The sequence below is a fragment of the Brevundimonas sp. genome (genome assembly GCF_029946145.1).
In the GTDB taxonomy this organism is placed as follows: Bacteria; Pseudomonadota; Alphaproteobacteria; order Caulobacterales; family Caulobacteraceae; genus Brevundimonas.
Genome location: NZ_JAQSDY010000001.1, coordinates 1 through 23,305, shown reverse-complemented (window position 1 = coordinate 23,305; position 23,305 = coordinate 1). Strand labels below are relative to the sequence as shown.

The 23,305-nt window shown below is 68.4% G+C and carries 23 protein-coding genes and 1 tRNA gene; 11 read left to right on the top strand and 13 right to left on the bottom strand.

Features of this window, described 5'->3' with window-relative positions:
• Positions 1-49 precede the first annotated feature (49 nt).
• Both PSV23_RS00120 and PSV23_RS00115 read right to left on the bottom strand, forming a co-directional pair.
• Complete coding sequence (locus PSV23_RS00120) at positions 50-835, bottom strand: NlpC/P60 family protein (RefSeq protein ID WP_300465378.1); 786 nt, start codon at positions 833-835, stop codon at positions 50-52.
• A 54-nt stretch (positions 836-889) separates the two neighbouring features.
• A complete protein-coding gene (locus PSV23_RS00115; RefSeq protein WP_300465376.1) occupies positions 890-2,290 on the bottom strand; it encodes a leucyl aminopeptidase family protein in 1,401 nt (466 codons plus the stop codon).
• Positions 2,291-2,383: 93 nt separating this feature from the next.
• Between PSV23_RS00115 and PSV23_RS00110 the strand changes: the two genes are divergently transcribed.
• The 4 genes from PSV23_RS00110 to thrS are packed head-to-tail and all read left to right on the top strand — an operon-like array spanning position 2,384 to position 5,921.
• Complete coding sequence (locus PSV23_RS00110; protein ID WP_300465374.1) at positions 2,384-3,205, top strand: tetratricopeptide repeat protein; 822 nt, start codon at positions 2,384-2,386, stop codon at positions 3,203-3,205.
• 18 nt (positions 3,206-3,223) lie between these two features.
• The gene (locus tag PSV23_RS00105; protein ID WP_300465372.1) at positions 3,224-3,709 is read left to right on the top strand and encodes an iron-sulfur cluster assembly scaffold protein; all 486 of its coding nucleotides are present in this window, start codon (positions 3,224-3,226) and stop codon (positions 3,707-3,709) included.
• 44 nt (positions 3,710-3,753) lie between these two features.
• On the top strand, positions 3,754-4,002 hold the full coding sequence (gene yidD, locus PSV23_RS00100; protein ID WP_300465370.1) for a membrane protein insertion efficiency factor YidD: 249 nt from the start codon (positions 3,754-3,756) through the stop codon (positions 4,000-4,002).
• On the top strand, positions 3,999-5,921 hold the full coding sequence (thrS, locus tag PSV23_RS00095) for a threonine--tRNA ligase (protein WP_300465368.1): 1,923 nt from the start codon (positions 3,999-4,001) through the stop codon (positions 5,919-5,921). Before yidD ends, thrS begins: the two co-directional genes overlap by 4 nt.
• 165 nt (positions 5,922-6,086) lie before the next feature.
• Here thrS and phnE read toward each other — a convergent pair whose 3' ends face one another.
• Genes phnE through phnC form a run of 3 tightly spaced genes read right to left on the bottom strand, consistent with a single transcriptional unit; the run spans position 6,087 to position 8,697 of the window.
• Positions 6,087-6,845 carry a phosphonate ABC transporter, permease protein PhnE gene (phnE, locus tag PSV23_RS00090; RefSeq protein ID WP_300465468.1) on the bottom strand — a complete coding sequence of 253 codons (759 nt, stop codon included), beginning with the start codon at positions 6,843-6,845 and terminating at the stop codon, positions 6,087-6,089.
• Positions 6,846-6,901: 56 nt separating this feature from the next.
• Entirely contained in the window at positions 6,902-7,903 is a 1,002-nt protein-coding gene (gene phnD, locus PSV23_RS00085; RefSeq protein WP_300465366.1) for a phosphate/phosphite/phosphonate ABC transporter substrate-binding protein, read from the bottom strand.
• Positions 7,900-8,697 (bottom strand): phosphonate ABC transporter ATP-binding protein, encoded by a 798-nt coding sequence (gene phnC, locus PSV23_RS00080; RefSeq protein ID WP_300465364.1) that lies wholly within the window; start codon positions 8,695-8,697, stop codon positions 7,900-7,902. The genes phnD and phnC overlap by 4 nt, the downstream gene beginning before the upstream one ends.
• Positions 8,698-9,081: 384 nt before the next feature.
• Here phnC and PSV23_RS00075 point away from each other — a divergent pair, with 384 nt between their 5' ends.
• From PSV23_RS00075 to PSV23_RS00055, 5 genes are all read left to right on the top strand, one after another.
• Positions 9,082-10,347: a type III PLP-dependent enzyme gene (locus PSV23_RS00075; RefSeq protein WP_300465362.1), complete on the top strand. Its 1,266-nt coding sequence runs from the start codon at positions 9,082-9,084 to the stop codon at positions 10,345-10,347.
• A 99-nt stretch (positions 10,348-10,446) separates the two neighbouring features.
• The gene (locus PSV23_RS00070; RefSeq protein WP_300465360.1) at positions 10,447-11,499 is read left to right on the top strand and encodes a deoxyhypusine synthase; all 1,053 of its coding nucleotides are present in this window, start codon (positions 10,447-10,449) and stop codon (positions 11,497-11,499) included.
• 122 nt (positions 11,500-11,621) lie between these two features.
• Complete coding sequence (locus PSV23_RS00065) at positions 11,622-11,957, top strand: ribonuclease (RefSeq protein WP_300465358.1); 336 nt, start codon at positions 11,622-11,624, stop codon at positions 11,955-11,957.
• Between the two features lie 110 nt (positions 11,958-12,067).
• Positions 12,068-12,565, top strand: coding sequence for a hypothetical protein (locus PSV23_RS00060; RefSeq protein WP_300465356.1), 498 nt, complete (start codon positions 12,068-12,070; stop codon positions 12,563-12,565).
• Positions 12,562-13,341, top strand: coding sequence for a PA-phosphatase (locus tag PSV23_RS00055; protein ID WP_300465354.1), 780 nt, complete (start codon positions 12,562-12,564; stop codon positions 13,339-13,341). Before PSV23_RS00060 ends, PSV23_RS00055 begins: the two co-directional genes overlap by 4 nt.
• Here the strand turns inward: PSV23_RS00055 and aguB are convergent.
• From aguB to PSV23_RS00030, 5 genes are all read right to left on the bottom strand, one after another.
• Positions 13,308-14,177, bottom strand: a complete 870-nt coding sequence (gene aguB / locus PSV23_RS00050; protein WP_300465352.1) for an N-carbamoylputrescine amidase — start codon at positions 14,175-14,177, stop codon at positions 13,308-13,310. The genes PSV23_RS00055 and aguB overlap by 34 nt on opposite strands.
• A gap of 35 nt (positions 14,178-14,212) precedes the next feature.
• Positions 14,213-14,590 carry a four helix bundle protein gene (locus PSV23_RS00045; protein ID WP_300465350.1) on the bottom strand — a complete coding sequence of 126 codons (378 nt, stop codon included), beginning with the start codon at positions 14,588-14,590 and terminating at the stop codon, positions 14,213-14,215.
• A gap of 60 nt (positions 14,591-14,650) precedes the next feature.
• On the bottom strand, positions 14,651-15,655 hold the full coding sequence (locus PSV23_RS00040; RefSeq protein ID WP_300465347.1) for an agmatine deiminase family protein: 1,005 nt from the start codon (positions 15,653-15,655) through the stop codon (positions 14,651-14,653).
• A gap of 140 nt (positions 15,656-15,795) precedes the next feature.
• On the bottom strand, positions 15,796-18,498 hold the full coding sequence (locus PSV23_RS00035; protein WP_300465343.1) for a TonB-dependent receptor: 2,703 nt from the start codon (positions 18,496-18,498) through the stop codon (positions 15,796-15,798).
• 233 nt (positions 18,499-18,731) lie between these two features.
• Positions 18,732-18,808 (bottom strand) — tRNA-Met (locus tag PSV23_RS00030).
• Positions 18,809-18,993: 185 nt separating this feature from the next.
• On the opposite strand from PSV23_RS00030, the gene PSV23_RS00025 reads away from it, so the two are divergent.
• Complete coding sequence (locus tag PSV23_RS00025) at positions 18,994-20,217, top strand: PQQ-dependent sugar dehydrogenase (protein ID WP_300465341.1); 1,224 nt, start codon at positions 18,994-18,996, stop codon at positions 20,215-20,217.
• 45 nt (positions 20,218-20,262) lie between these two features.
• On the opposite strand, the gene dapD is transcribed toward PSV23_RS00025, so the two are convergent.
• Genes dapD through argB form a run of 3 tightly spaced genes read right to left on the bottom strand, consistent with a single transcriptional unit; the run spans position 20,263 to position 22,738 of the window.
• Positions 20,263-21,123, bottom strand: a complete 861-nt coding sequence (dapD, locus tag PSV23_RS00020; RefSeq protein ID WP_300465339.1) for a 2,3,4,5-tetrahydropyridine-2,6-dicarboxylate N-succinyltransferase — start codon at positions 21,121-21,123, stop codon at positions 20,263-20,265.
• On the bottom strand, positions 21,123-21,815 hold the full coding sequence (locus PSV23_RS00015) for a pyrimidine 5'-nucleotidase (RefSeq protein WP_300465337.1): 693 nt from the start codon (positions 21,813-21,815) through the stop codon (positions 21,123-21,125). Before PSV23_RS00015 ends, dapD begins: the two co-directional genes overlap by 1 nt.
• Positions 21,812-22,738 (bottom strand): acetylglutamate kinase, encoded by a 927-nt coding sequence (argB, locus tag PSV23_RS00010; RefSeq protein WP_300465335.1) that lies wholly within the window; start codon positions 22,736-22,738, stop codon positions 21,812-21,814. Before argB ends, PSV23_RS00015 begins: the two co-directional genes overlap by 4 nt.
• Before the next feature lie 90 nt (positions 22,739-22,828).
• Here argB and PSV23_RS00005 point away from each other — a divergent pair, with 90 nt between their 5' ends.
• Entirely contained in the window at positions 22,829-23,014 is a 186-nt protein-coding gene (locus tag PSV23_RS00005) for a hypothetical protein (protein ID WP_300465333.1), read from the top strand.
• The last annotated feature ends 291 nt before the right edge of the window (positions 23,015-23,305 follow it).

Here is a 23,305-nt window from a genome sequence, read left to right as displayed (position 1 = left end):
CTCGACATGATGGGAAGGGCGGTCTTCGGGCCGCCCTTTTTCGTTCCGCTCAGAGGCGGCGGAAGACCGGCCCCGGGGAACCCTCGACCCGATGGCGGGCGTCGGCGTCCGCGAACGGCTCGATCACGACTCCGCCCAGACGACCGACGGCGTGCAGCACGCGGCCGCCGTCCAGCATGAAGCCGGCGTGGCCGTTCCACGGTCCTTCGTCGGGGTCCAGCCAGATGACCAGATCGCCGCGCCGGGCCTCGCCGGGCGCCACGGCCCGTCCGAGTTCCGCCAACAGGTCGGCGTAACGCGGCCCGGGAAGACCGCAGGCGTAAAGCGCCTGTTGCACCAGACCGCAGCAGTCCGTGCCCAGCGACGAGCGGCCGCCCAGCTTGTAGGGCGCGCCGACCAGACGCTCGGCGACCTCCACGGGCGAAGAGGCGAATTCTCCAACCGGCGTCATCCCGCTCATGTCCGCGGGATCGACGACCAGGGCGTTGAGCGGCAGGGCGGCGTCGAGACCGGCGACGCGGTGCGTCGGCCGCGGAGCGCCCTGGCCCAGGGCGCGCGCGTCGATCCAGCCGACCACGCCGTCCCGGCGCGCGCGACCCCACAGGCGCTCGCCGCGGCCGTCGAGCACGTCGAAGGCCTCGCCGAAGATCAATTGGTCGATGGGATGTTCCCCGGGGGCGGCGTCGGCATGGATCTCGGCGACGGGAACCGCGCAATGCATGGGACGGACCGCGCGGAAGGCCGAGGCGCGGACGACGCCTTCCAGCGCCTGCTCGGCCAGATCGGGCCGGGCGAGCGTGGTGCGAGGATCGAGAATGGCGGCGGCTGCAGTCAAGCGTGGGCTCGTCCGGTTGAGCCGTCGTCGTAACGCAAGAAGCCGAAAGGGCCGTTAACGAACGGAGGCTTTGTTGTGTCCAAACCGCCGGGTCAGCATCTCGAAACAGGCCCGCAACGCCTGGGCCTCGCCGCCTTCGGGCCAGCCGGGACGAGCGCGGGGATTCCAGGCGAAGATGTCCATATGGGCCCAGGCGCCGGTGGTCGGGGCGAAGCGCTGCAGGAACAGGGCGGCGGTCACGGAGCCGGCCTGGGCCCAGGCGGCGGAATCGTTGCGCAGGTCGGCGATCTCGGTGTCCAGCGCCCCGCGATAGCCGGGCCACAGCGGCATCCGCCACAGCGGGTCGCCGACGGCGCGGGCGGCGTCCAGCAGGTCGGCGGCCAGGGCTTCGTCGTCGGTATAGAGCGGCGGCAAATCCGGTCCGAGGGCGATGCGGGCCGCGCCGGTCAGGGTGGCGAAGTCGAGGGTGAGGTCGGGGCTGTGTTCGCCCGCGCGGGTCAGGATGTCGGCGAGGATCAGCCGGCCCTCAGCGTCGGTGTTGCCGATCTCGATGGTCAGCCCCTTGCGGCTGTTCAGAATGTCGCCGGGGCGGAAGGCGTCGGCCGAGATGGCGTTCTCGACGGCGGCGACCAGCACGACCAGCCGCACGGGCAGGTTCGTCTGCATGACCAGCCGGCCGAGGGCGAGGGCGTGGGCCGAGCCGCCCATATCCTTCTTCATGTTGCGCATGCCGGCGGCGCCCTTGATGTCCAGACCGCCCGAGTCGAACGCCACCCCCTTGCCGACCAGGGCGACCAGCGGCAGGTCCGCGCGTTCCAGGTTCCACCCGATCTCGATGACGCGGGGCGCCCGGTGCGGGGCGGCGGCGCGGCCGACCGCGTGAACGGCCGGATAGTTTTCCTCCAGCAGGGACGCGCCCGTGACGACGGTGATCGCCGCCGCCGCCTCCGCCGCGATCTCGCGGGCGATGGTCTCGATCTGCAGGGGCCCCATGTCGGCGGCCGGAGTGTCGACCATCTCGCGAGCGAGGGCGCAGGCCGAGGCGATCCGCGCCGTCGCCGCCAGATCGAGGCCGTCGGGCGCGACCAGCCGAACGCGATCGCGATCCGGGCGGGCCTTGTACCGGTCGAAGGCATAGGCGCCGAGCAGGAAGGCCAGGGCCGCCTTGCGGGCGTCCATCGGCTCCGCCTCGAGCCGGTAGAGGCCCGGCGGCAGCTTCGCCGGCAAGGCGCGGGCTGACATGGGATCGAAGGTCTCTCCGGCGCCGACGAGGACGGCGGCGATCCCGCCCCGGCCGTCGGGCGCGACCAGCATCTGGCCGGGCTTGCCCCTGAAGCCGTTGGCCTCGGCCCAGCCTTGCAGGGCCTCGTCGACAGGGCCCGCGGGACCGACGAACCGCACCGGGATCGCGCCCTCGGCGTCGGCGGTCAGCAGGTCGGGATGCAGGACGGACATGGACGGCGGCCTTTCCGGCCGGCGGCGGCCGATCTTAACCAAGGATTGACGCGAAGAGCCGAGTCTGGCCCCCGAACCCTCCGGAGCGCCTCCATGTCGCGCACGACAGCCTCTATCGCAATCCTCGTCCTGCTTTCGGGCGCCGCCGGCGCAGCCGCGGCCGATCCGGTTACGGCTCAGGCCCAGGCTTCGGCCCGTCCCCAGGCCGCCGCCGCGCCGCGCCAACCCGCGACCGCCGAGGTGCGAGCGGCCTATGACCGCTCCGACGCCCTGAGCCGGTCGGTGTTCTGGACCGACCAGGCCGACGTCGACCCGCGCGACCCGATCGCCGGGGTCAAGGCGGCGGCGGCGTTGCGCGATCTCGGCCGGTACGACCAGGCCGCCGAAATGGCCCAGGGCGTGCTGGTCATCCAGCCCGGAAACGTCGACGCCATGCTCGAGGTCGGGCGCGCCCATATCGCGCGCGGTCAGGCCTTCTATGGCGTCGCCGCCCTCGAACAGGCCCGCAACGCCCGCCCCGGCGACTGGCAGGCCTGGTCGCTGCTGGGGACAGCCTATGAGCAGGTTCGCCGGCCCGACGACGCCCGCGCCGCCTGGGCCCAGGCCCTGGCCCTCTCGCCCGACAATCCGGCCATCCTGACCAATATGGCCATATCGGCCATGACCCACGGCGACTCCGCGACCGCCGAGCCCCTGCTGCGCCGCGCCGCCGCCCAGCCCGGCGCCTCGCTTAAGGTGCGCCTCAACCTGGCCATGGTGCTGGGCCTGACCGGCAAGATGGACGAGGCCGAACAGATCCTGCGCCGCGACCTGCCGCCAGAGGCCGCCGACGCCAATCTGCAGTGGCTGCGGGACCGCGCCAGGGACGGCGCCGTCGATCAGGCCCGGACCTGGGGCTCGCTCCAGGGCGGCTGATCGCCTATATTCCGGCCCATGATCGACGAGCTCTACAGCGCGCGCATTCTCAAGCTGGCGGCCAACCTGCCGCACAGCGGACGGCTGGCCGCGCCCCGATCCGGTGAAAGGTGGGGCACTGGCGAGCGGGTTGCGAAACTGTGCGGCTCGAAGGCGATCGTGGACGTGACACTGGATGACGCGGGGCGGGTTCTGGACTTTGCCCAGGACGTAAAGGCCTGCGCCCTCGGCCAGGCCGCGGCCGGGGTGCTGGGCGAGGCCGTGGTGGGCGCTTCCCTTGAAGAACTGGTCGCCGCGCGCGACGCCATGTCCGCCATGCTGAAGGCCGGCGGCGAGGGTCCGACAGGCCGTTTCGAGGGGCTGCGCGCCCTGAAACAGGTCGCCGACTATCCCGCCCGCCACGCCTCGACCATGGTCGCGATCGAGGCCACGCTGGACGCCGTGCGGCAGGCGCTCGCCCGCAAAAGCCCTGACACCCGAACTAGCCTCGCCGGCGCTGCATAGCGCCCGTTGCTCCCGCGGCCTTCGCGGGGGATAAGCGCGGCGACATGGCTTCCGGCGGAACTCTCTATGAACGCGGCGTGCGGCTGGCCCATCGCGGCTACAAGCTGACGCTGTCGCCCCTGATCGGGCAGCAATGCCGGTTCCTGCCGACCTGTTCGGACTATGGCCGGGACGCGCTGATCCAGCATGGACCGGTCAAGGGGGGATGGCTGACGGTCAGACGCCTCTGCAAATGCCACCCATTCGGCCAATCGGGGTACGACCCGGTTCCGCCTGTAAAGACGAAGACATGATCGATCTCAAATTCCCCGACGGCGCCTCGCGCCAGTATCCCGACGACGCCACGGGCCGTGACGTCGCCGCCTCCATCTCGCCGTCGCTGGCCAAGCGGGCGGCGCTCGTGGCCCTGAACGGCGAACAGCGCGACCTCGACCGTCCGTTGGGCGGCTCCGGCGACTTCAGGCTGATCATGCGCGACGATCCCGAGGCGCTGGAGACCATCCGCCATGACGCCGCCCACGTGCTGGCCCAGGCGGTTCAGGAGTTGTTCCCCGGCACCCAGGTCACGATCGGCCCGGCGATCGAGGACGGCTTCTACTACGACTTCGCCCGCGAGGAGCCGTTCTCGACGGACGACTTCGCCGCCATCGAAAAGAAGATGGCCGAGATCGTCGACCGCGACGAGAAGCTGGTCCGCGAAGTCTGGGACCGCGACGACGCGATCCGGCATTTCGAAAGCGTCGGAGAGACCTTCAAGGCCGAGCTGATCCGCGATCTTCCGGGTACGGAGGAAATCACCGTCTACCGCTCCGGCGGCTGGCTGGACCTGTGCCGGGGGCCGCATTTCCCGACGACGAAATTCGTCGGCAAGGCCTTCAAGCTGACCAAGCTGGCCGGGGCCTACTGGCGTGGCGACCATCGCAATCCGCAGCTGCAGCGCATCTACGCCACGGCCTGGGCCTCGAAGGAGGACCTGGACGCCTATCTGCTGCGCATCGAGGAGGCCGAAAAGCGGGATCACCGCAAGATCGGCAAGGCCATGGGCCTGTTCCACATGCAGGAGGAAGGCCGGGGCATGGTCTTCTGGCATCCCAAGGGCTGGGAGCTGTGGCGCGTGCTGGAAGCCTATATGCGCCGCCGGCTGGACGCCGCCGGATATGTCGAGGTCAAGACGCCGCAGGTGCTGGACCGGACCTTCTGGGAGAAGTCCGGCCACTGGGAGAAATACCGGCCCAACATGTTCGTCTGCGAGACGGTCGAGGGCGAAACGCTGTCCCTAAAGCCGATGAACTGCCCGGGGCATGTGCAGATCTTCGACCAGGGCCAGCGGTCGTACCGCGAGCTGCCGCTGCGCATGGCCGAGTTCGGAGCCTGCCACCGCTATGAGCCGTCGGGCGCCCTGCACGGCCTGATGCGGGTGCGTGGCTTCACCCAGGACGACGCCCATATCTTCTGCCGCGAGGACCAGATCGTCGACGAGACGGAACGGTTCATCCGACTGACGCAGATCATCCATGCCGATCTGGGCATGACGACGCACGAGATCGCCCTGGCGACCCGGCCCGAGGTGCGCGCCGGCACGGACGAGTTCTGGGACAAGGCCGAGGCCATGCTGGGCGAGGCCGCGCGGCTGGCCGGGGTCGACCCGGTCATCGCCGAGGGCGACGGCGCCTTCTACGCGCCCAAGCTGGACTTCATCGTCAAGGACGCCATCGGCCGGACCTGGACCTGCGGCACACTGCAGCTGGACTATGTCCTGCCGGAACGTCTGAACGCGGAATATATCGGCGAGGACGGCCAGAAGCACCGGCCGGTCATGCTGCACCGGGCCATTCTGGGATCGTTCGAGCGGTTCATCGGCATCATGATCGAGAACTACGCGGGGGCCTTCCCCCTGTGGCTGGCGCCGACCCAGGCCGTGGTGGCGACCATCGTCTCGGAAGCCGACGACTACGCCCGCGAGGTTCAGGCCCGGTTCAAGGCCGCCGGGCTGCGGACCGAGCTGGACCTGCGCAACGAGAAGGTCGGCTACAAGGTGCGCGAACACTCGGTCGGCAAGGTCCCGGTCATCGCCGTGGTCGGCAAGAACGAGGCCGAACAGGGCACGGTCGCCCTCCGCCGTCTGGGCTCGCAGGCGCAGGAGGTGGTGTCGCTGGACGAAGCCATCCGCATCCTGACGGAAGAGGCCACGCCGCCGGATCTGCGGAACTAGCGTCCTTCTCCCCTTGCGGGAGAAGGTGGCCGAGCGCAGCGAGGTCGGATGAGGGGTCGCTCAGGCGGCAGCCGTCTGGTGTTGACCACAAGCCCACAGCCGGCGTGACCCCTCATCCGTCAGCCTTCGGCTGCCACCTTCTCCCGCAAGGGGAGAAGGACGGGATCAGAGCAGCCGCTTGCGCATGGCCTGGGACAGCATGTCGATCAGGGTGACGGCGACCACGACCACGACCACGATGGCCGAGACCGCGCGGAAGTCGAAGGCGTTCATGCTGTCGAACAGCACCTGGCCGATGCCGCCCGCGCCGATCAGGCCGAGCACCGTCGCCGACCGGCTGTTGGACTCGAAGCGGTAGAGGGCGAAGGAGGTCCACAGCGGCGCGACCTGGGGGATGACGCCCCAGACGATCTCGTGAAGTTTGGAGGCGCCTGTGGCGCGCACGCCCTCGACCGGGCCCTTGTCGATCGACTCGACGGCCTCCGAGAACAGCTTGGCCAGCACCCCGGCGGTGTTGAGGGCGATGGCCAGCACGCCCGCCAAGGGCCCAAGGCCCACGGCGACGACGAACAGCAGGCCGATGACCAGATCGGGGATCGAGCGCAGCAGGTTCATCAACCAGCGCACCGGGGTGACGACCCAGAAGGGGGCGATGTTGCGCGCGGCGGCCAGCCCCATCGGGATGGCGGCGAAGACGGCGATAAAGGTGCCCCAGAGGGCAATCTGCACCGTCTCCCACATCTTGGCGACGAACAGCTTCCAGTCGGTGAAGTCGGGCCGCAGCAGTTCGCGGGCGAAATTCTGGGTGTTCTCGTTGTTGCTGAACAGCTTGGTGACATTGACCAGCTCGACCGGGCCGAAGCTGTAGACCAGCACGGCGCCGACCCCGCCCCAGATCAGGACGTCCAGGGCCCAGGCGCCCATCGACCTGGTCGGCGGGTTGGGGATGGCCGTCGCGGCCGGTCTGGCGGCGGCGTCGGTCAAGGCTGGACCTCGCGCAGGCTGCGCAGGCGCTGCAGTTCACGCTCGGCGGCGGCCACGCCGGCGGCGTCGCCCTTGTTCCGGGCTTCGCCCAGCTTCTGGTCGGCGATCATCTCGCGGATGGGATTGAGATAGCCGTCGTCGGCGGCGTTGAAGCGCGAATACTCCAGCCCGGCCAGAACCTGACGCTGGCGCCGGGCCTCGACGGTGTCGCCCTGGCCGTAGGTCAGGAAGAAGCTGCGGATCTTCTCCTTCAGCGCGGGATCCAGATCCTCACGCACGAGGATGCCGCTCTCGGGGATCGGCGGCGACTGCCAGATCTCCTGAATCTGGGCGGCGATCTGCGGGTTCTGCTTGGTCAGGAAGACGGTGTTGACGGTGTTCGACGTCGCCACGTCCAGCACGCCCGAGGCGACCGAGAAGGCGTTCGACTGGTGATTGGCCGAGCGCACCGTCTTGAAGCACCGGGCCGGGACGATGTTGCGGGGGTTGAACAGGAAGGCCATCGGGGCCAGCGTGCCCGAGGTCGACTGGGCGTCGCCGATGCCGAAGTCGTAGCGTTTGCCGCAGGCCAGCACCTGATCCAGCGTGATGCCCGAACCGGTGCGGACGATCAGGGTCGAACGATAGCTGTCCAGACCCTCCTTGTTGACGGTGCGGGCGATGACCTCGGCGTCGGCGCGGTCGATGGCCTCGACGGCGGGCTTGGCCGAGAACCAGGCGACCTGGGTCTGGTTGCCGCGCATGGCCTCGACCAGGACGGTGTAGTTGGAGCCGAAATACGGTTTGACCGGCACGCCGATGGCCTTGGACATGTCGTCCAGCAGCGGCTGCCACAGCGGACCGGCCGAGGCCTGGCCTTCGGCGGACAGGATGGAGAAGGTGAGCTCGGTCGGCGCGGCCGACGATTTATCGTCGCCGCCACCGCAGGCGGCGAGACCGAGGATGGCGGCTGCGGCGACGATCAGGCCGAGGCGGCGGGTGACGGGAGCGACGGTCATACCTTGGTTTCCCAGAACGCGTCCTCGAACTCGGGACCGTAGATGTCGATAAGCTGCTTCGTATCCAGACCTGTGGCCGGGCCGTCATAGACGATCTGGCCGGCCTTCAGGGCGATGACCCGTTCGCAGTAGCGGATGGCGTAGTCGACCTGGTGCAGGGTGACGATGACGCCCATGCCGTCGCGCTGATTCAGCTCGACCAGAAGCTCCATGACCTTGCGGGCGGACACCGGGTCCAGCGAGGCGACGGGCTCATCGGCCAGAATGGCCTTGGCGCCCTGAACCAGCGCGCGGGCGATGGCGCCGCGCTGCTGCTGGCCGCCGGACAGGGTGTTGGCGCGCTGGGCCGCATAATCAGACACGCCGACGCGGTGCAGGGCCGCCATGGCCCGCTGTTTGTCCGCCGCGGGCCATGCGCCGAAGAAGCCCTGCCAGCCGGGCAGCCGGCCGAGGGCGCCCAGCATGACGTTGGAGAACAGCGACAGCCGGCCGACCAGATTGAACTGCTGGAAGATCATGCCCAGCTTCTGGCGCGCGGCGCGGGTCGCGCCGGTGGTGCGGCCGTTCTTCTGCACGCACTCGCCAAAGACGGTGATCACGCCCTTGCCTGAGTCGATGGTCTGCAAGCCGGTGATCGAACGCAGCAGCGTCGATTTGCCGGAACCCGAAGGGCCGATCAGGGCGACCATTTCTCCGGCCCCAACCTCGACGGACACGCCGTTCAGGGCCTTTCGGGCGCCGAAAGTCTTGGACACGTCCTTCACGGACGCGACGGCGGCAGTGGCTGAGGTCATGGACACGCTGAAAGCGGTTGCAAGGGCGCGCCGCATCGCCCGATCAGGCCCGCGAGGCAAGTCTTAATGGCACGTCCGCAAGGATTTCGTCCAGCGGAAGGGCAGCCGGGCCGACCCGCGACGACGGCGCCTGTCGCGCCCCCCGCCTGTGGGAGAGCGCGCCGGGCGTGACACGCGCAAACGGCGGAAACCCGGGAGGGCCTTCGCGCTCCGCGGGTCAGTCCGCACCCTGACGATCCCGGGCAAACCCAAGGCCCGCCTGAAAAAAACCGCTTTACATGACAGTCACGTGACCCTACATCGCGGCTTCCGGCGGACCCCGTAGGTCTAACGTTGCGCTGCTAACGCCGGTCTGGGTTTAACAATTACAGGGGTTTACGTGAATTGCGCACGTATCCATTTCCCCTGGACCTGGTCCGCGAGCGGTCCCCTGAACGTCCAGTCGCACTCGTGCGGCCGCGTTCGGTTTCCGTAGCGGCGCGCTGGTTCCAGGATAATCTCAAGGCCGACGTCTTCTATGCAGTGAAGGCCAATCCCTCGCGCTGGGTCATCGAGACCCTGGTCGAGGCCGGCGTCACCGCGTTCGATGTCGCATCGCTGTCAGAGATCGAACTTGTCCGTTCGGTCAGCCCCGACGCGCGCCTGGCCTTCATGCACCCGGTCAAGAGCCGCGGCGCCATCACCCGCGCCTATTTCGATCACGGCGTCCGCACCTTCTCGCTGGACAGCCATGATGAGCTGGCCAAGATCCTGGACGCCACGGGCGGCGCCACGGACCTGAATCTGCTGGTGCGGATGACGGTCTCGGCCGACGGCGCGGCCTATTCGCTGTCGGGCAAGTTCGGCGTCTCGCCGGATCAGGCTCCGTCGCTGCTGCTGGCCACGCGCCAGGCGGTGGTCGACGGCCTGATGGGCGTCTGCTTCCACGTCGGCTCGCAGTGCATGCGTCCGTCCGCCTATGAGGCCGCCATGGCCCAGGTCAGCCGCGCCATCAGCCGCGCCGGCGTGATCGTCGACATCGTCGATGTCGGCGGCGGCTTCCCCTCGGTCTATCCTGGCATGGTCCCGCCGGACATGAGCGAATACGCCGACGCCATCCATCGGGGCTTCGCCGAGATGCCGGTCACCCACACCACCGAACTGTGGTGCGAGCCCGGCCGCGCGCTTGTGGCGGAATCGTCGTCGGTCCTGTGCCGCGTCGACCTGCGCAAGGGCGACGCCCTGTATCTGAACGACGGCTCGTACGGATCGCTGTTCGACGCGACCCATTCGCGCTGGCCCTTCCCGACCAAGCTGGTCCGGGATGGTGATGCGTCGAGCGAACTGAAGGCCTTCCGCTTCTACGGCCCGACCTGCGACTCCATCGACCATATGCCGGGACCTTTCTGGCTGCCGGCCGATGTGCAGGAAGGCGACTTCATCGAGATCGGCATGCTGGGCGCCTATGGCGTGGCGATGTCGACCGGCTTCAACGGCTATGGCGAACACGACATCGCCGGGGTCGAGGACGCCCCGATGGCCTCGCTCTACGGCCTGGCGCCGCGCTCCATCCCGACCGTGCGCACCACGGCGGAAGAAGCCGCCCGCAAGGTGGTTCGCCTGTCCCGTCCCAAGGGCAAGGCCGGCCAGCGGAAGAAGCAGCGGCGCTAAACCGTCACTCATGCGTTCTATTCAGCAGCGGCCCGTCGCTCCGTCCGGGCCGCTGTTTTCCTTGACGACGGGCGCTCAAACCAAAGGGAAACCCTTGCAATGAACGCTCCCGTTCAGACCAACCAGAAGGCCCAGCTGCTCCAGAACACTGTCGAGCACGTGGACATCACGTCCTTCGACGCCCGACCGATCATCGACAGCATGCGCAAGATGTCGTTCTCGAGCCGCGACACGGCCCGGGCCGCCGACATCTTCAACATGGCCATCGAGGACAAGGACTGCTCGCCCTGGCTGATCCTCGCCGGCTCGACCTCGGCCGGCGGCTGCATGCATGTGTACCGCGACATGGTGAAGTTCGGCATGATCGACGCCGTGGTCGCCACCGGCGCCTCGATCGTCGACATGGACTTCTTCGAGGCCCTCGGCTTCAAACACTACCAGGCCGCCGGCGAGGTGGACGACAACGTCCTGCGCGAAAACTACATCGACCGGATCTACGACACCTATATCGACGAGGAAGAGCTCCAGGCCTGCGACCACACCATCCTGGAGATCTGCAACCGGCTGGAGCCGCGCGGCTATTCCTCGCGCGAGTTCATCTGGGAGATGGGCAAGTGGCTGTCCGAAGGGAATGCCAAAAAAGAAGGCTCGCTGATCCAGACCGCCTATGAAGAAGGCGTGCCGATCTTCTGCCCGGCCTTCGTCGACAGCTCGGCCGGCTTCGGCCTGGTCAAGCACCAGAAGGAGCGGATCGCGGCGGGCCAGCCCTATCTGATGATCGACGCGGTCGCGGACTTCCGCGAGCTGACCGACGTCAAGATCGCGGCGGGCGTCACCGGCCTGTTCATGGTCGGCGGCGGCGTGCCGAAGAATTTCGCCCAGGATACGGTGGTGTGCGCCGAGATCCTCGGCGTCGAGGCCGAGATGCACCGCTATGCGGTCCAGATCACGGTCGCCGACGTGCGCGACGGCGCCTGCTCGTCGTCCACGCTCAAGGAAGCCGCGTCCTGGGGCAAGGTCCAGACCACGCACGAGCAGATGGTCTTCGCCGAAGCCACGACCGTGGTGCCCCTGATCGGCTCGGACGCCTATCATCGCGGATCGTGGAAGAACCGCGACAAACGTCGCTGGAACAAGCTGTTCGGCAAGTAGGACTGGAAAGGCCGGGAGCGATCCCGGCCTTTTTTCCGGGGCCCTCGGCCAGGTCCTCCCCGGGCGGGAGATCGGGAACCCGCGCCCCTCCTGCCCGCTTCCTTCCGTGAAGGAGCTTCGCCATGACAGACCAGCACGAGACCCGGGACGCCCGCGAGGCCGACGATATGGGCGAAAAGCCCGATCTGGGCCGCAAGCCGGACGCCCTGACCGAAGCGCTGTCGGGATCGGGCATGGGGTCGGACACGCGGGCCGGCTCGTTGCAGGGCGGGGCGGCGACCGGGTCGGACGACGATCCGGACCAGGACGCAATCAACGAGACACTCGCCAGCGAAGGCATGGCCTCGACCGATAGACAGTCGCCCCCCGCCGACCCGAACCCTGTCAAGAACACTGGTGAGGACCAGGGTGGATCGGCAAGGGGCAAGTCCGGGCAGGCGGACGCCGCGACCGGCTGACCGCCGCGTCATTCCGCGCCTTTCCGAAGGCGCGAACCCGCCTTGCCGCCGCCGCAGCCTTGGGTCACGGTGCGCGCAATCAACACCAGTCTTTTCAAGGACGATACGGGATGAAGCGCTTGCTTGCGGCGGCCGGTCTTACGACGGCTCTGGCCATGGCCGGTTGCGGCCAGGGCCCGGCGGCGGAATCCCCCGCCGCCGACGAAGCCGCGGCGGATACAGCGGCGCGCGTGGCGCCCGTCGCGGAGGCCGTTTCCTCCGAAACCCCGGCTGTCACGCCGAAGCCGGTCGCGCCCGGCGCACCGTCGTTCGCCGTCATCTATCCCGGCGGAATCCCGTCCGGCCCTGCGACGATCGCCCAAGGCCCCGGCGGCCCCGGCGGCATTGTCAGCTTCACCACGGCGTCCTCGCCCGATGCGATCATCGCCTACTATCGCAAGACCGCCGAAGCGGCCGGGCTGGCGTCGGTCATGGCCATGAACCAGGGCGAGGCCCGCGCCTATGGCGCGGCGGCCGAGGACGGCAGCAGCAAGCTGCTGCGCGTCGTGGCCACGCCGATGGAGAATGGCGAGACCAACGTTCAGCTGGACTGGACCGCCGGCGGGTGAGCCCCCGGGCGGCGCTCGCGGCGTGCGTCCTTCTGGGCGCCTGCGCCACGGGCGGCGGTCCTGCGCCCGTGGAGACGGTCCACGGGTATCTCGGGGCGGCGGCGATCCGCTCACTGGCTGATGCGGCGCCTGAGCCGGCGGCCTGGACGCCGTCCGATGTCTTTCCCGGCGAGCCCGGCGCCGACCGTTGGTGGCTGGCCACGGCCCACGCCCAGCTGGCGGCCCCCGAAGCCGCCCAGCATTTCGATTGCGCCCTTGGAACCCGGTTCGCCCGGAAACCCCGCCCGGCCCTGACCCGGCTGATGAACCGGCTGCTTGTCGACGCCGACGGCCTGACGCGCCTGCTGGCCGATCAGTGGCCGGTACCGCGACCGATCAAGGTTATCGAGGGACTGGAGCCGTGCCAGAGGGTCAATGACGCGATCCGCGACGGGCCCTCATGGCCGGCGGTCGGCGCTGTGGCCGGCGCGGCCTGGGGCGAGATGTTCGCGGTGCTTGCGCCCGACCGGGGCGACGACGTCCGCCGCACCGGCCGCGAGATCGGACTGAGCCGCGCGGTCTGCCGGATGAACTGGCCGGGAGACGTGGCCGCCGGCGCCGCCCTGGGTCAGCGGCTGTACGCCGCAGAAGCGGGTTCACCGGCGTTCGCCGCCGATCTGGAAGCTGCGCGCGCGGAGGTCGCGGCCGCGCGCGCCGAAGGGCTGACGAACCCGGGCTGCGCCGCGGAGCGCCGCGCCCTGGGTCAGGCCGGACGCGGCGCGACCAGCGAGCCGTAGAGGTCGGTCCGCCGGTCGCGGAAGAAGCCCCAGGCCGCGCGGTGCCGGTCGACGTAGTCGAGGTCGAAGGTGTGGACCAGCGCGCCCTCGTCCCCGCGGCCGAAGCTTTCGACCAGGTCCCCGCGATGATCGGCGATGAAGGACGAACCATAGAAGACCTGGCCGGCCTCGGTGACCCGCTCAAGCCCCGTGCGATTGGCGCCGACGACCGGCACGACGTTCGAGACGGCGTGGCCCTGCATGGCGCGCCGCCAGGGGTCGGCGGTGTCCAGCTCCTTGTCATGCGGCTCGGAGCCGATGGCGGTCGGGTAGAACAGCACCTCGGCGCCCTGCAGCATCATGGCGCGGGCGGTTTCCGGGTACCACTGGTCCCAGCAGATGCCGACGCCGACGCGGCCGTGGCGCGTGTCCCAGACCTTGAAACCGGTGTCGCCGGGCCGGAAATAGTATTTCTCCTGATAGCCGGGGCCGTCGGGGATGTGGCTCTTGCGATAGACGCCCAGCGCGCGGCCGTCGGCGTCCAGCATGACCATGGAGTTGAAATAGTGCGGCCCCTCGCGCTCGAAGATCGAGACGGGGATGGCCACGCCGAGCTCGGCCGCCACGGGCTGAAGCGCGGTCACGCAGGGATGCTCGCGCCACGGATGGGCGGTGGCGAACCACTTCTCCTCCTGGGAGACGCAGAAATATGGGCCCTGGAACAGTTCGGACGGCAGGATCACCTGCGCGCCCTTGCCGGCGGCCTGACGGATCAGGTCGATGGTCCTGGCGATGTTGGCCTGCAGGTCCTCGCCGTAGGAGGTCTGCAGCGCGGCGACGGAGATCGTGCGGGTCATGGTGATTAGTGATTAGTGATTAGTGATTGTCGCTTCTAGCGACTCTGCTTCTGTTTCAACGAAATATTGAGCGCGACCAACATCCGGCTGATTTCTCCGGCCGCACCGAGCAAGGCCGCAGCATCAGCGCCCGGCAGATATCCCAAACGTTCGGCGAGGAGCAGTTGGGTTTCGGCTTCGGCCAGCGAGCCCCGGGACATTCCCAGAAACTGGATGAACTCACCTGTGCTGCGCCGGGCCGCTCCTTCGGCGATATTCGAAGCGACCGAAACAGCAGCGCGCCGAATTTGGCTGATCAGCCCGAAACGCTCGTCGCGCGGCCAGTGTGATGTCGCTTCGTAGATTGCTTCAGCCCAATCCAGAGCTTTGCGCCAAACGTGCAGATCGCGATACCCTGTGACGCCGTCCGTCATGCCAACCTCCGGTTCCATGAGGAGACAACCACTAATCACTATCCACTAATCACTCCACCGCTATGCGGGCTCCTGCTGGGTGATGCAGTGGAAGGATCCGCCGCCGGAGAGGATGGCGATCGACGGCAGGGCGATGATCTCGCGGTCCGGGAAGGCCGTCGCCAGACCCTGACAGGCCAGATCGGCGGCGCGGGTGTCGCCGTAGGTCGGCACGATGACGGCGCCGTTGGCGATGAGGAAATTCATGTGGCTGGCCGGCACGGGCTTTTCGTTCTCGTCGCCGACGAAGCCGGGCGAGGGCAGGCGCAGCACCTTGAGCGGCGCGCCGGTCGCATCCGTCATCTGCGACAGCGTCCGGGCCACCGTGTCATAGACGTCGTCATTGGGATCGCCGCGGCCCCACGCGACCGGGCAGGCGACCACTCCGGGCGCGACGAAGCGGGCCAGGTTGTCGACATGGCCGTCCGTGTGGTCGTTCAGCAGGCCGTCGCCGAGCCACAGAACCTTGCGGGCGCCGAGGGCGTTGGCGAGGGCCGCCTCCGCCTTTTCCTCGGTCCAGCCGGGATTGCGATTGCGGTTCAGCACGCACTGGCGCGTGGTCAGGATGGTGCCCTGACCGTCGTGTTCCACCGCCCCGCCCTCAAGGATGAAGTCGTTGCGGGTCAGGGGCGCGCCCGAGGCCCGACCGATCTGGTCGGCGACCGTGTCGTCATGCTCGAGCTCATACTTGCCGCCCCAGCCGTTGAAGCGGAAGGCCGCGGCCGTGGCTGAGCCGGCCCCGAAGATGGGGCCGGTGTCGCGCAGCCAGATATCGCCGAAGCGGCCATCGACGATCTCGACACCGGCGACGCCGGCGAACCGGGCGCGGGCGTCGTCCAGCGCTTCCGGCTTGCCCACCAGCAGCCGCACCTTCTCGCGGCCCGGACCGGCCAGGGCGCGGACCAGGGCCTCGACCTCGCCCCGGGCCGGTTCGAGATTGTCCTCCCACAGCTCGGCGTGGCTGGGCCAGCCGACCCACATCGCGCGGTGCGGCGCCCATTCGGCGGGGACGGGGAACTGGTTCATGGGGCCTCGTATCGGCGAATGACCGATCGCGCCAGATAGAGGGCGCGGGGTCCGACTTCAACGCGCGGCCCCCGAACGACCATAGAAAAAGGGCGGCCTGTGAACAGGCCGCCCTCTTCCGTCTTGGTGTCAGTACTGGACTAGAACTTCATGCCCAGGGTGATCTGCGCGGTGCGCGGCGAACCCAGCGAGTAGGTGCGGGCGGACCCGGAGCGGTTGGCCGTGGCGGCCGGCACGCGGGGATCGGTCGTGACGACCGACGACAGGCCGTTGTTGCCCGTCGAGATGTTGCCCAGATAGTCTTCGTCCAGCAGGTTGTTCACGTTCAGCTGAACATAGGCGCCACGGATGCCGAAGGCGTCGGTCAGGTCGTAACGGATGTCCATATCGGCGACCGTATAGGCGTCCGAGATTTCGTCGTTGACGTCCGTCGCGAAACGCTCGCCCACATACTTGGCCTGCAGGCCAAAGGACAGGTTCTCGGTCACGTCCCAGTCGGCGCGGGCCGAGAAGGTCCAGTCCGGGGTTTCGACCAGGGTCTTGCCGGCGGTTTGCAGGTACAGAGGGATCGCCGTCGAGGCAGGCGCGGTGGCGCAAGCCGGCGTGCTGCCCGCAACCTGGTTGGCGGTGGTGCAGTTGAAGTTGCCCAGGAACAGATTGTCCTGCAGCTCGCTCTCGTTATACGAGGCCGACAGGTTCAGCGCGAAGCGGTCGCTGAAGATGTAGCCCAACTGGCCGTCGAAGCCCTGCTGCTTCACGGCGCCGACGTTACGGTCGACGGAGAAGCCGAAGGTCGGCGAGGTGATGTCGTTGTCCTGCGACTGGACGATGCGGTTCTCGAACTCGACGTACCAGAGTACGGCCTGGGCGATCAGTCGCGAGCTGCGGAAGCGGTAGCCGAGGTCATAGGCCTTGGTCGTTTCCGGTTGCACCGTCGTGAAGTCGATCGAGTTGTCCGTCGTGTTCCGCACCGGCTGGTACAGGTTGTCCGTCCGCGGCACCGACATGCCCTCGGCGTAGCTGGCGTAGACGCTGTGGCCGCCGCCGAAGCGATAGACCGCACCCACGTTTGGCAGGACGTCGTCGTAGTTCAGCTCGGCGGCGTACGGGGGGATGTACTGGGTCGAGCCGGTCGAGGCGAAGGTGACGTTTCCGCTGGCGAGGGTCGTCGCGGGCGTTTCCGTGGTGCAACGCACGTTCGACGAGCCGTTCTGCGAGAAGCAGTACTGGTTCAGTTCGCGGGTGAACTCGGGCGCGCGAACGCCGAGATTGATCGTCAGCGAGTCGTTGAAGAAGTCGCCGATGTACTCGAGCGAGAACTGCTGCAGTTCGGCGATCGAGAAGCGGTCACGGAAGCGATAGATCGAACCATCGCGGCCGGTGACGGCCTGGTCCGGCGCGCCATCGGTGCTGAAGACGTCATAGGGCCGGGAGTCGCGGGTGATGAAGGTGCCCTCGCCGGTCTGGCGGTGACGACCGTAGTCAAGCGCATAGGCGCCGCGGATGCGGTGATCGTCGTTCAGGTCCCAGATCAGCGACGTGCTGAGGCCGTAGCGGTTGGTGTTGGTCACCGACGGCGCATAGACGTGAACGTTGTCGCAGGTGTCGCCGTCGCCGTTAAGGTCGCGGCCCGTGGTGTTGTACAGGGCGGTGACGCACTGGGCGTTGGTGATGGCGGACAGGCCCGTCGCGCTGTTGTTGTTCAGGCGGTTCTGGTCCAGTCGGTCGTCACGCTCGCTCACCAGGCTGGTGGTCGTGCCGCCCGTCGCGAGGACGTACTGGTAGGACGGGTCGAAGGTGAAACGCAGGTTGTCGGTCAGCGCATAGCTGAACTGGCCCCGGATGTTGCCGGTGTCGGACGGGTTGATGCGCAGATTGATTGCGCTGGTGCAGTTGCCCGAGGCGATCGAGCCGTCGGACCGGATGCGGCTCGACTGGGTGTTCTCGTCCTGAACCGTTCCGGCGGCGGCGAACGGACGGAAGCAGGCGATGTCGTTCTCAAGCGGCTCCACGCCGCTGTTGAAGTTCGCGAGCGTGTAGTTGTTGAAGAAGGCGGCGTTACGGTTGCGGTTGTAATGGCCCGCGATGCTGGCGAAATTCCCGTTGCCGCCCAGGTCCTGATAGAGCTTGCCGTTGAACTGGAGCTTCTCCAGTTCGCCCGGTCCGCGGAACTTGTCATAGTTCGTGTACGACACCGTGGTGTAGGCCGTCGTGCCCCAGGGGCCGAAGGCGCCGGTGTCGGCGCGCAGGTAGACGCGGCCGTAGTTGTTCTCGCCGATCGTCGCCTTGACCTCGACGCCGGCTTCTTCGAGCGGGCGGGCGGACAGCAGGTTGATGGTGCCGCCGGTCGCCGAGGCGGTCGGGCTGTCGACGTCGGTCGTGCCCTGGTTGACCGAGGCGCGGTCAATCAGTTCCGAGTCCAGCATCTGGTTGGTGTAGGCGGCGTAGTTGCCGGTGTCGTTCAGCGGCATGCCGTCGAAGGTCAGCGAGACGCGGTTGCCGTCGAAGCCGCGCAGGCGGATGTTGCCGCCCGAGTTGCCGTAGGGGTCGTTGTTCACGAAGTTCAGGCCGGGGACCAGGTTCAGGGTCTGCAGGATCGTCTGGCCCGAGGATTGGGTCGAGATGAACTCCTGCGAGATGCTGGAACGGGTCTTCGGGACCGTCTGGGCGACGATGACGCCGTCGATGCTGGGCGTCCGGGCGCCCGTGACGACCACGGTGTCCAGTTCGGTGGCGCCTTCGGTCGCGACCGTGCCCGAAGACTGGGCGGAGGCGGCTCCGGCGACCAGGAGGCCGCTGAAGAGGGCGGTCGTCGCCCAGAACACGCGTTTGCGGTTCGTCATTGTCATCTATCCCCGATGAAGATGGGCGCGAGCCCTGCGACCGGCGGCAGCCGGTTGAAATCCCGCCCCCTCTAGGCGTGCCGTGGGAAAGTGGGACGACATTCGTGTGACAGTGATATGACAGCCTCGACGGGTGACACGGGAGACACACTGCTGTGGGCGGTTTAGCTGTGGATGATCGTCGGATCTGATCCGTGAACGGAGAGTCCGGTCCTGGGATGTCAGGGAAGGGGTGGTGGCTGGAGGCGGGCTCGAACCGCCGACCTGTGGGTTATGAATCCACCGCTCTAACCAGCTGAGCTACCCAGCCCCGATTGCTCGAGTCCCGGCGGGAACTGGTCTGACCGCCGGAAGAGGCGTGCCTATATAGGCGGGCCGCGGCGGATTCAAGTCGATGAAACACCATGGCCGACGGGCGAGGGACGTGACGCCGCGGGGCCGGAACGGCTAGGCAGGACAGGCCGTTCGTTCGCTGTTCCGTTCAAGGGGATTCCCATGCGCCTGCTCGCCCTCGCCGCCACGGTCGCCGTCGCCGCCCTTTCCGCCGCCTGCGGAGCCAATGGACAGGACGCGCCTCCCCCGGCCGGCGCCGCACTGGAAACCCGGCCCGCCAACGGCGCAAGCCAGCGCCCCGCCTTCGCCGGCCAGACCCGCGCGCCCGGCGTCCGCACCGAAACGGCGATGGCGCACAGCGTCGTGGCGTCCGGGCTGGAGCATCCGTGGGGGCTGGCCCTGTTGCCCGACGGCCGCTGGCTGGTCACCGAGCGGCCCGGCCGCCTGCGAATCATCACGGCCGAGGGCGTGACCGGCGAGCCGGTCGCCGGCCTGCCGGCGGTGGACGCCCGCGGCCAGGGCGGCCTGCTGGACGTGGCGGTCGGCCCGACCTTCGGCCAGGACCGGCTGATCTACTGGAGCTACGCCGAGCCCCGCGAGGGCGGAAACGCCACCTCGGTGGCGCGCGGCCGGCTGTCCGGGGACGGCGCCCGGGTCGAGAACGTCCAGGTCATCTTCCGCGCCGTCCCGGTCTATGACGGCGACAAGCATTTCGGGTCCTCGCTGGCCTTCGACGGGGCGGGTCATCTGTTCGTCACCCTGGGCGAACGGTCCGACCGGCCGATGCGGCCACAGGCCCAGGACCTGGGCTCGCACATGGGCAAGGTCATTCGCATCAACGCCGACGGCTCGGTCCCGCGGGACAATCCCTTCGTCGGCCGCGCAGGCGCCCTGCCCGAGATATGGTCGCTGGGTCACCGCAACGTCCAGGGCGCGGCGGTCGCGCCCGACGGCGCACTCTGGACCATGGAGCACGGCACGCGCGGCGGCGACGAACTGAACCGCCCGGAAGGGGGCAGGAACTACGGCTGGCCAGTCATCGCCTATGGCGTCGAATACAGCGGCGGCCCGATCAACGAGGGCGTCACCGCGCGCGAGGGCATGGAGCAGCCCGTCTATTACTGGGACCCGGTCATCGCGCCCGGCGGCATGACCTTCTACGATGGCGCCATGTTCCCGGGCTGGCGCGGCAATCTGCTGGTCGCCGGCCTCAAGGAAAAGCACATCGCGCGGCTGGTGCTCGAAGGCGGCCGGGTTGTCGGCGAGGAACGGCTGATGACGGATCTCGGCGAACGCGTCCGGGACGTGGCGGTGGGGCCTGATGGCGCCGTCTGGGCCATTACCGACGAACAGAACGGCAAGCTGGTCCGGCTGGCGGCGTCTTAAGGGCGCTGCCGCCCGGCGCACGGCGCCTCGCTCCTTGAGCGCGCGTCAGTCCCGCAGCAGTTCGTTGACTCCGGTCTTCGCCCGCGTCTGCGCGTCGACCCGTTTGACGATGACGGCGCAGTACAGTGACGGCCCGCCGTTCGGGTCGGGCAGGCTGCCCGGCACCACCACGGAATACGCCGGCACCTCGCCCCGGAAGACCTCGCCGGTCGCCCGGTCGATGATCTTCGTCGAGGCCGACAGATAGACGCCCATGGCCAGCACGGCGCCCTCGCGCACGATCACGCCCTCGGCCACCTCGGCGCGGGCGCCGATGAAACAGCCGTCCTCGATGATGGTCGGATTGGCCTGCAGCGGCTCCAGCACCCCGCCGATGCCCGCCCCGCCTGACAGGTGCACGTTCCTGCCGATCTGGGCGCAGGATCCGACCGTGGCCCAGGCGTCGACCATGGAACCCTCGTCCACGTAAGCGCCGATGTTCACGAAGCTCGGCATCAGCACGACGTTGCGGCCGATGAAGGCGCCCTGACGCGCGACTGCGCCCGGCACGGCGCGGAAGCCGGCGCGTTCGAAGTCCGCCTCGGTCCAGTGGGCCCATTTGACCGGCACCTTGTCCCAGTAAGGGCCGGGCGTGGGGTCGGTGACGCCCATGGTCGCCCCTACGGCTGAGCCCATGCGGACGTTCGGGTTCAGCCGGAACGACAGCAGCACGGCCTTCTTCAGCCACTGATGCGTGGTCCAGACGCCGTCCGCGCCCCGTGACGCGACCCGCGCCTCGCCCGAGTCCAGCATGGCCAGGGCCTGTTCCACGGCCTTGCGGACCTCGCCGTGGGTGGAGACCGAGATGTCGGCCCGGCCCCCCCAGGCGGTTTCGATGACGGCTTCAAGGTGCGCGCGATCCAGCATCAGGCGTCTCCGGGCAGGCGGGCGGTGGCGAGGAAGGGGCCGAGCGTGGCCGCCCGGTGATCGACGAAGGGGAGGTCGGCGTCGTGGGCCCGCTGTCCGACAAGCACGGTCGTCATGCCGAGGGCGTGGGCCGGTTCGAGGTTTCGCACCGTGTCCTCGAAGAAGGCGGCCGAGGCGGGCGCGATGCCGAACCGCTCTGCCATCCGGGCGAAGGTACGGGGATCGGGCTTGGGGATCAGATCGCCGTCCTCGAGCGAGAACAGGCCGTCGAAGAGGTCCGCCAGCTGCAGCCGTTCGATGACGCGCCGGGCATGGGCCGTCGATCCGTTGGTGAAGACGATGCGCGGCCCCTCAAGCCGTTCCAGCGCCGCGCGCAGACCCGGATCGGGCGTCAGCACGTCCAGGGGCACGTCATGCACCTCGGCCAGGAAGTCGTGGGGATCGATCTCATGATGGGCCATCAGCCCGGCCAGCGAGGTGCCGTAATCATGCAGATAGCCCTTCTGGACCACCATGGCCTCGTCGGCCGGCAGGCCGGAGGTGCGCACCACATAGTCGTTGATGCGTTGCTGGATCAGCCGCATGAACTGCGACTCGGGCGGATACAGGGTGTCGTCCAGGTCGAAGATCCAGCTGCGGATGTGGCGCAGATCGGCTCCGAGTTCCGTCGCCTCGAAAGCCTCGGCGCTCATTCCGCCTTCACCAGGGTGCCGGCTCCGTGTTCGGTGAACAGCTCGACCAGCATGGCGTGCGGACGGCGGCCGTCGAGGATGACCACGGCCTCGACCCCGTCGCGCACGGCCGCCATGGCGGTCTGCAGCTTGGGAATCATGCCGCCGGTCGCGACGCCGTCGTCGATCAGCTTCGAGGCTTCGCCGACGGTCATCTGGCGAATGATCTCGCCGTCGGCGCCCTTGACCCCCGCCACATCGGTCAGCAGCAGCATGCGCTTGGCCTTAAGCGAGCCGGCCAGGGCCCCGGCGACCGTGTCGGCGTTGACGTTGAAGGTCTGGCCGTCCTCGGCCACGCCGATCGGCGCGATCACCGGCACCCAGTCGGCGTCGGACTCAAGCAGGCGCACGATCAGCTTGGGATCCACCTTCGTCGGCTCGCCGACCAGACCCAGATCGACCTCGTGTTCGATCATGCTGTCGGGGTCGCGTTTGGTCCGGCGGGTCTTTTCCACTGTCAGCAGGCCTGCGTCCTTGCCCGACAGGCCGATGCCGCGCACGTCCGCCTCGCGCCCGGCCATGGTGATCCAGTGGGCGATCTCCTTGTTGACCGCTCCGGACAGGACCATTTCGGCGACCTGCATGGTGTCGGCGTCGGTCACCCGCAGGCCGTCGACGAAGCTGGAGCGGACCCCGGCCTTGTCCAGCATGGCGCTGATCTGGGGCCCGCCGCCGTGGACGACGACCGGATTGACGCCCATCAGCTTCAGCAGGACCACGTCGGCGGCGAACTGTTTGGCCACGGCGCTTTCGCCCATGGCGTGGCCGCCGTATTTGATCACCACCGTCTTGCGGTCATAGATCTGGATGTACGGCAGGGCCTCGGCCAGCGTCTTCGCCGTATCCCAGCCGCGTTCTTCGGATTGCCGTTCGGTCTCGTCCATGATGAGCGGGTCCGTAAAGCCAAGGCTGGCCGCTGTCATCATGAAACCGGCCCTCATGAAACCGGACGGGCCCTGCGCCGTTCCATCGGCATGAACCCGCACGATATCGACGACAGCGATCTGACTCCGTCCAGTCCGACGGATCCCGCCTCGCTGCAGCACCCCGATCCGACCCTCTGTCCCGAGTGCCAGGGCGCCGGCGTCAGCTTTTCAGGCGAGACCTGCGCCGTCTGCGAAGGGACTGGCAAGGCCACCGGGCGAACAGGCGGCGGCTGAGGCACACGCCCGCCTTGAATCTCACCCGGAGGCGGATTTCAGGGTTGTAACTATATGGCCACGCTGCCCGCTTATCCCGCTTACCCCGCTCGACCTTGGCCGGCGAGGCTGTTAAGAGACCTCAGCGGCTGCTCGTCTGCCGTCACAAAATTCATTTGGGCTGCGGAGGGCATCCACCCATGCGCGTAAAGACTTTCATCATGGCCACCAGCGCGGCCGGGGCTCTGGCCCTGTCGGCCGGTGCTGCGGCGGCTGAGCCGAACGGCTGGTATGGGGCGATTGACGCCGGCT

Excerpts from the sequence above, each read along its gene's own strand:
- PSV23_RS00105 (WP_300465372.1), top strand. The coding sequence starts at position 3,224 with ATGATCGACGAGCTCTACAGCGCGCGCATTCTCAAGCTGGCGGCCAAC.
- PSV23_RS00065 (WP_300465358.1), top strand. The coding sequence starts at position 11,622 with ATGACAGACCAGCACGAGACCCGGGACGCCCGCGAGGCCGACGATATG.
- phnE (WP_300465468.1), bottom strand. The coding sequence starts at position 6,845 with ATGGGCGCCTGGGCCCTGGACGTCCTGATCTGGGGCGGGGTCGGCGCC.
- aguB (WP_300465352.1), bottom strand. The coding sequence starts at position 14,177 with ATGACCCGCACGATCTCCGTCGCCGCGCTGCAGACCTCCTACGGCGAG.
- PSV23_RS00035 (WP_300465343.1), bottom strand. The coding sequence starts at position 18,498 with ATGACGAACCGCAAACGCGTGTTCTGGGCGACGACCGCCCTCTTCAGC.
- PSV23_RS00015 (WP_300465337.1), bottom strand. The coding sequence starts at position 21,815 with ATGAGCGCCGAGGCTTTCGAGGCGACGGAACTCGGAGCCGATCTGCGC.
- PSV23_RS00060 (WP_300465356.1), top strand. The coding sequence starts at position 12,068 with ATGAAGCGCTTGCTTGCGGCGGCCGGTCTTACGACGGCTCTGGCCATG.
- PSV23_RS00005 (WP_300465333.1), top strand. The coding sequence starts at position 22,829 with ATGAACCCGCACGATATCGACGACAGCGATCTGACTCCGTCCAGTCCG.
- PSV23_RS00045 (WP_300465350.1), bottom strand. The coding sequence starts at position 14,590 with ATGACGGACGGCGTCACAGGGTATCGCGATCTGCACGTTTGGCGCAAA.
- yidD (WP_300465370.1), top strand. The coding sequence starts at position 3,754 with ATGGCTTCCGGCGGAACTCTCTATGAACGCGGCGTGCGGCTGGCCCAT.
- thrS (WP_300465368.1), top strand. The coding sequence starts at position 3,999 with ATGATCGATCTCAAATTCCCCGACGGCGCCTCGCGCCAGTATCCCGAC.
- phnD (WP_300465366.1), bottom strand. The coding sequence starts at position 7,903 with ATGACCGTCGCTCCCGTCACCCGCCGCCTCGGCCTGATCGTCGCCGCA.
- phnC (WP_300465364.1), bottom strand. The coding sequence starts at position 8,697 with ATGACCTCAGCCACTGCCGCCGTCGCGTCCGTGAAGGACGTGTCCAAG.
- argB (WP_300465335.1), bottom strand. The coding sequence starts at position 22,738 with ATGGACGAGACCGAACGGCAATCCGAAGAACGCGGCTGGGATACGGCG.
- PSV23_RS00025 (WP_300465341.1), top strand. The coding sequence starts at position 18,994 with ATGCGCCTGCTCGCCCTCGCCGCCACGGTCGCCGTCGCCGCCCTTTCC.
- PSV23_RS00070 (WP_300465360.1), top strand. The coding sequence starts at position 10,447 with ATGAACGCTCCCGTTCAGACCAACCAGAAGGCCCAGCTGCTCCAGAAC.
- PSV23_RS00110 (WP_300465374.1), top strand. The coding sequence starts at position 2,384 with ATGTCGCGCACGACAGCCTCTATCGCAATCCTCGTCCTGCTTTCGGGC.
- PSV23_RS00115 (WP_300465376.1), bottom strand. The coding sequence starts at position 2,290 with ATGTCCGTCCTGCATCCCGACCTGCTGACCGCCGACGCCGAGGGCGCG.
- dapD (WP_300465339.1), bottom strand. The coding sequence starts at position 21,123 with ATGCTGGATCGCGCGCACCTTGAAGCCGTCATCGAAACCGCCTGGGGG.
- PSV23_RS00040 (WP_300465347.1), bottom strand. The coding sequence starts at position 15,655 with ATGAACCAGTTCCCCGTCCCCGCCGAATGGGCGCCGCACCGCGCGATG.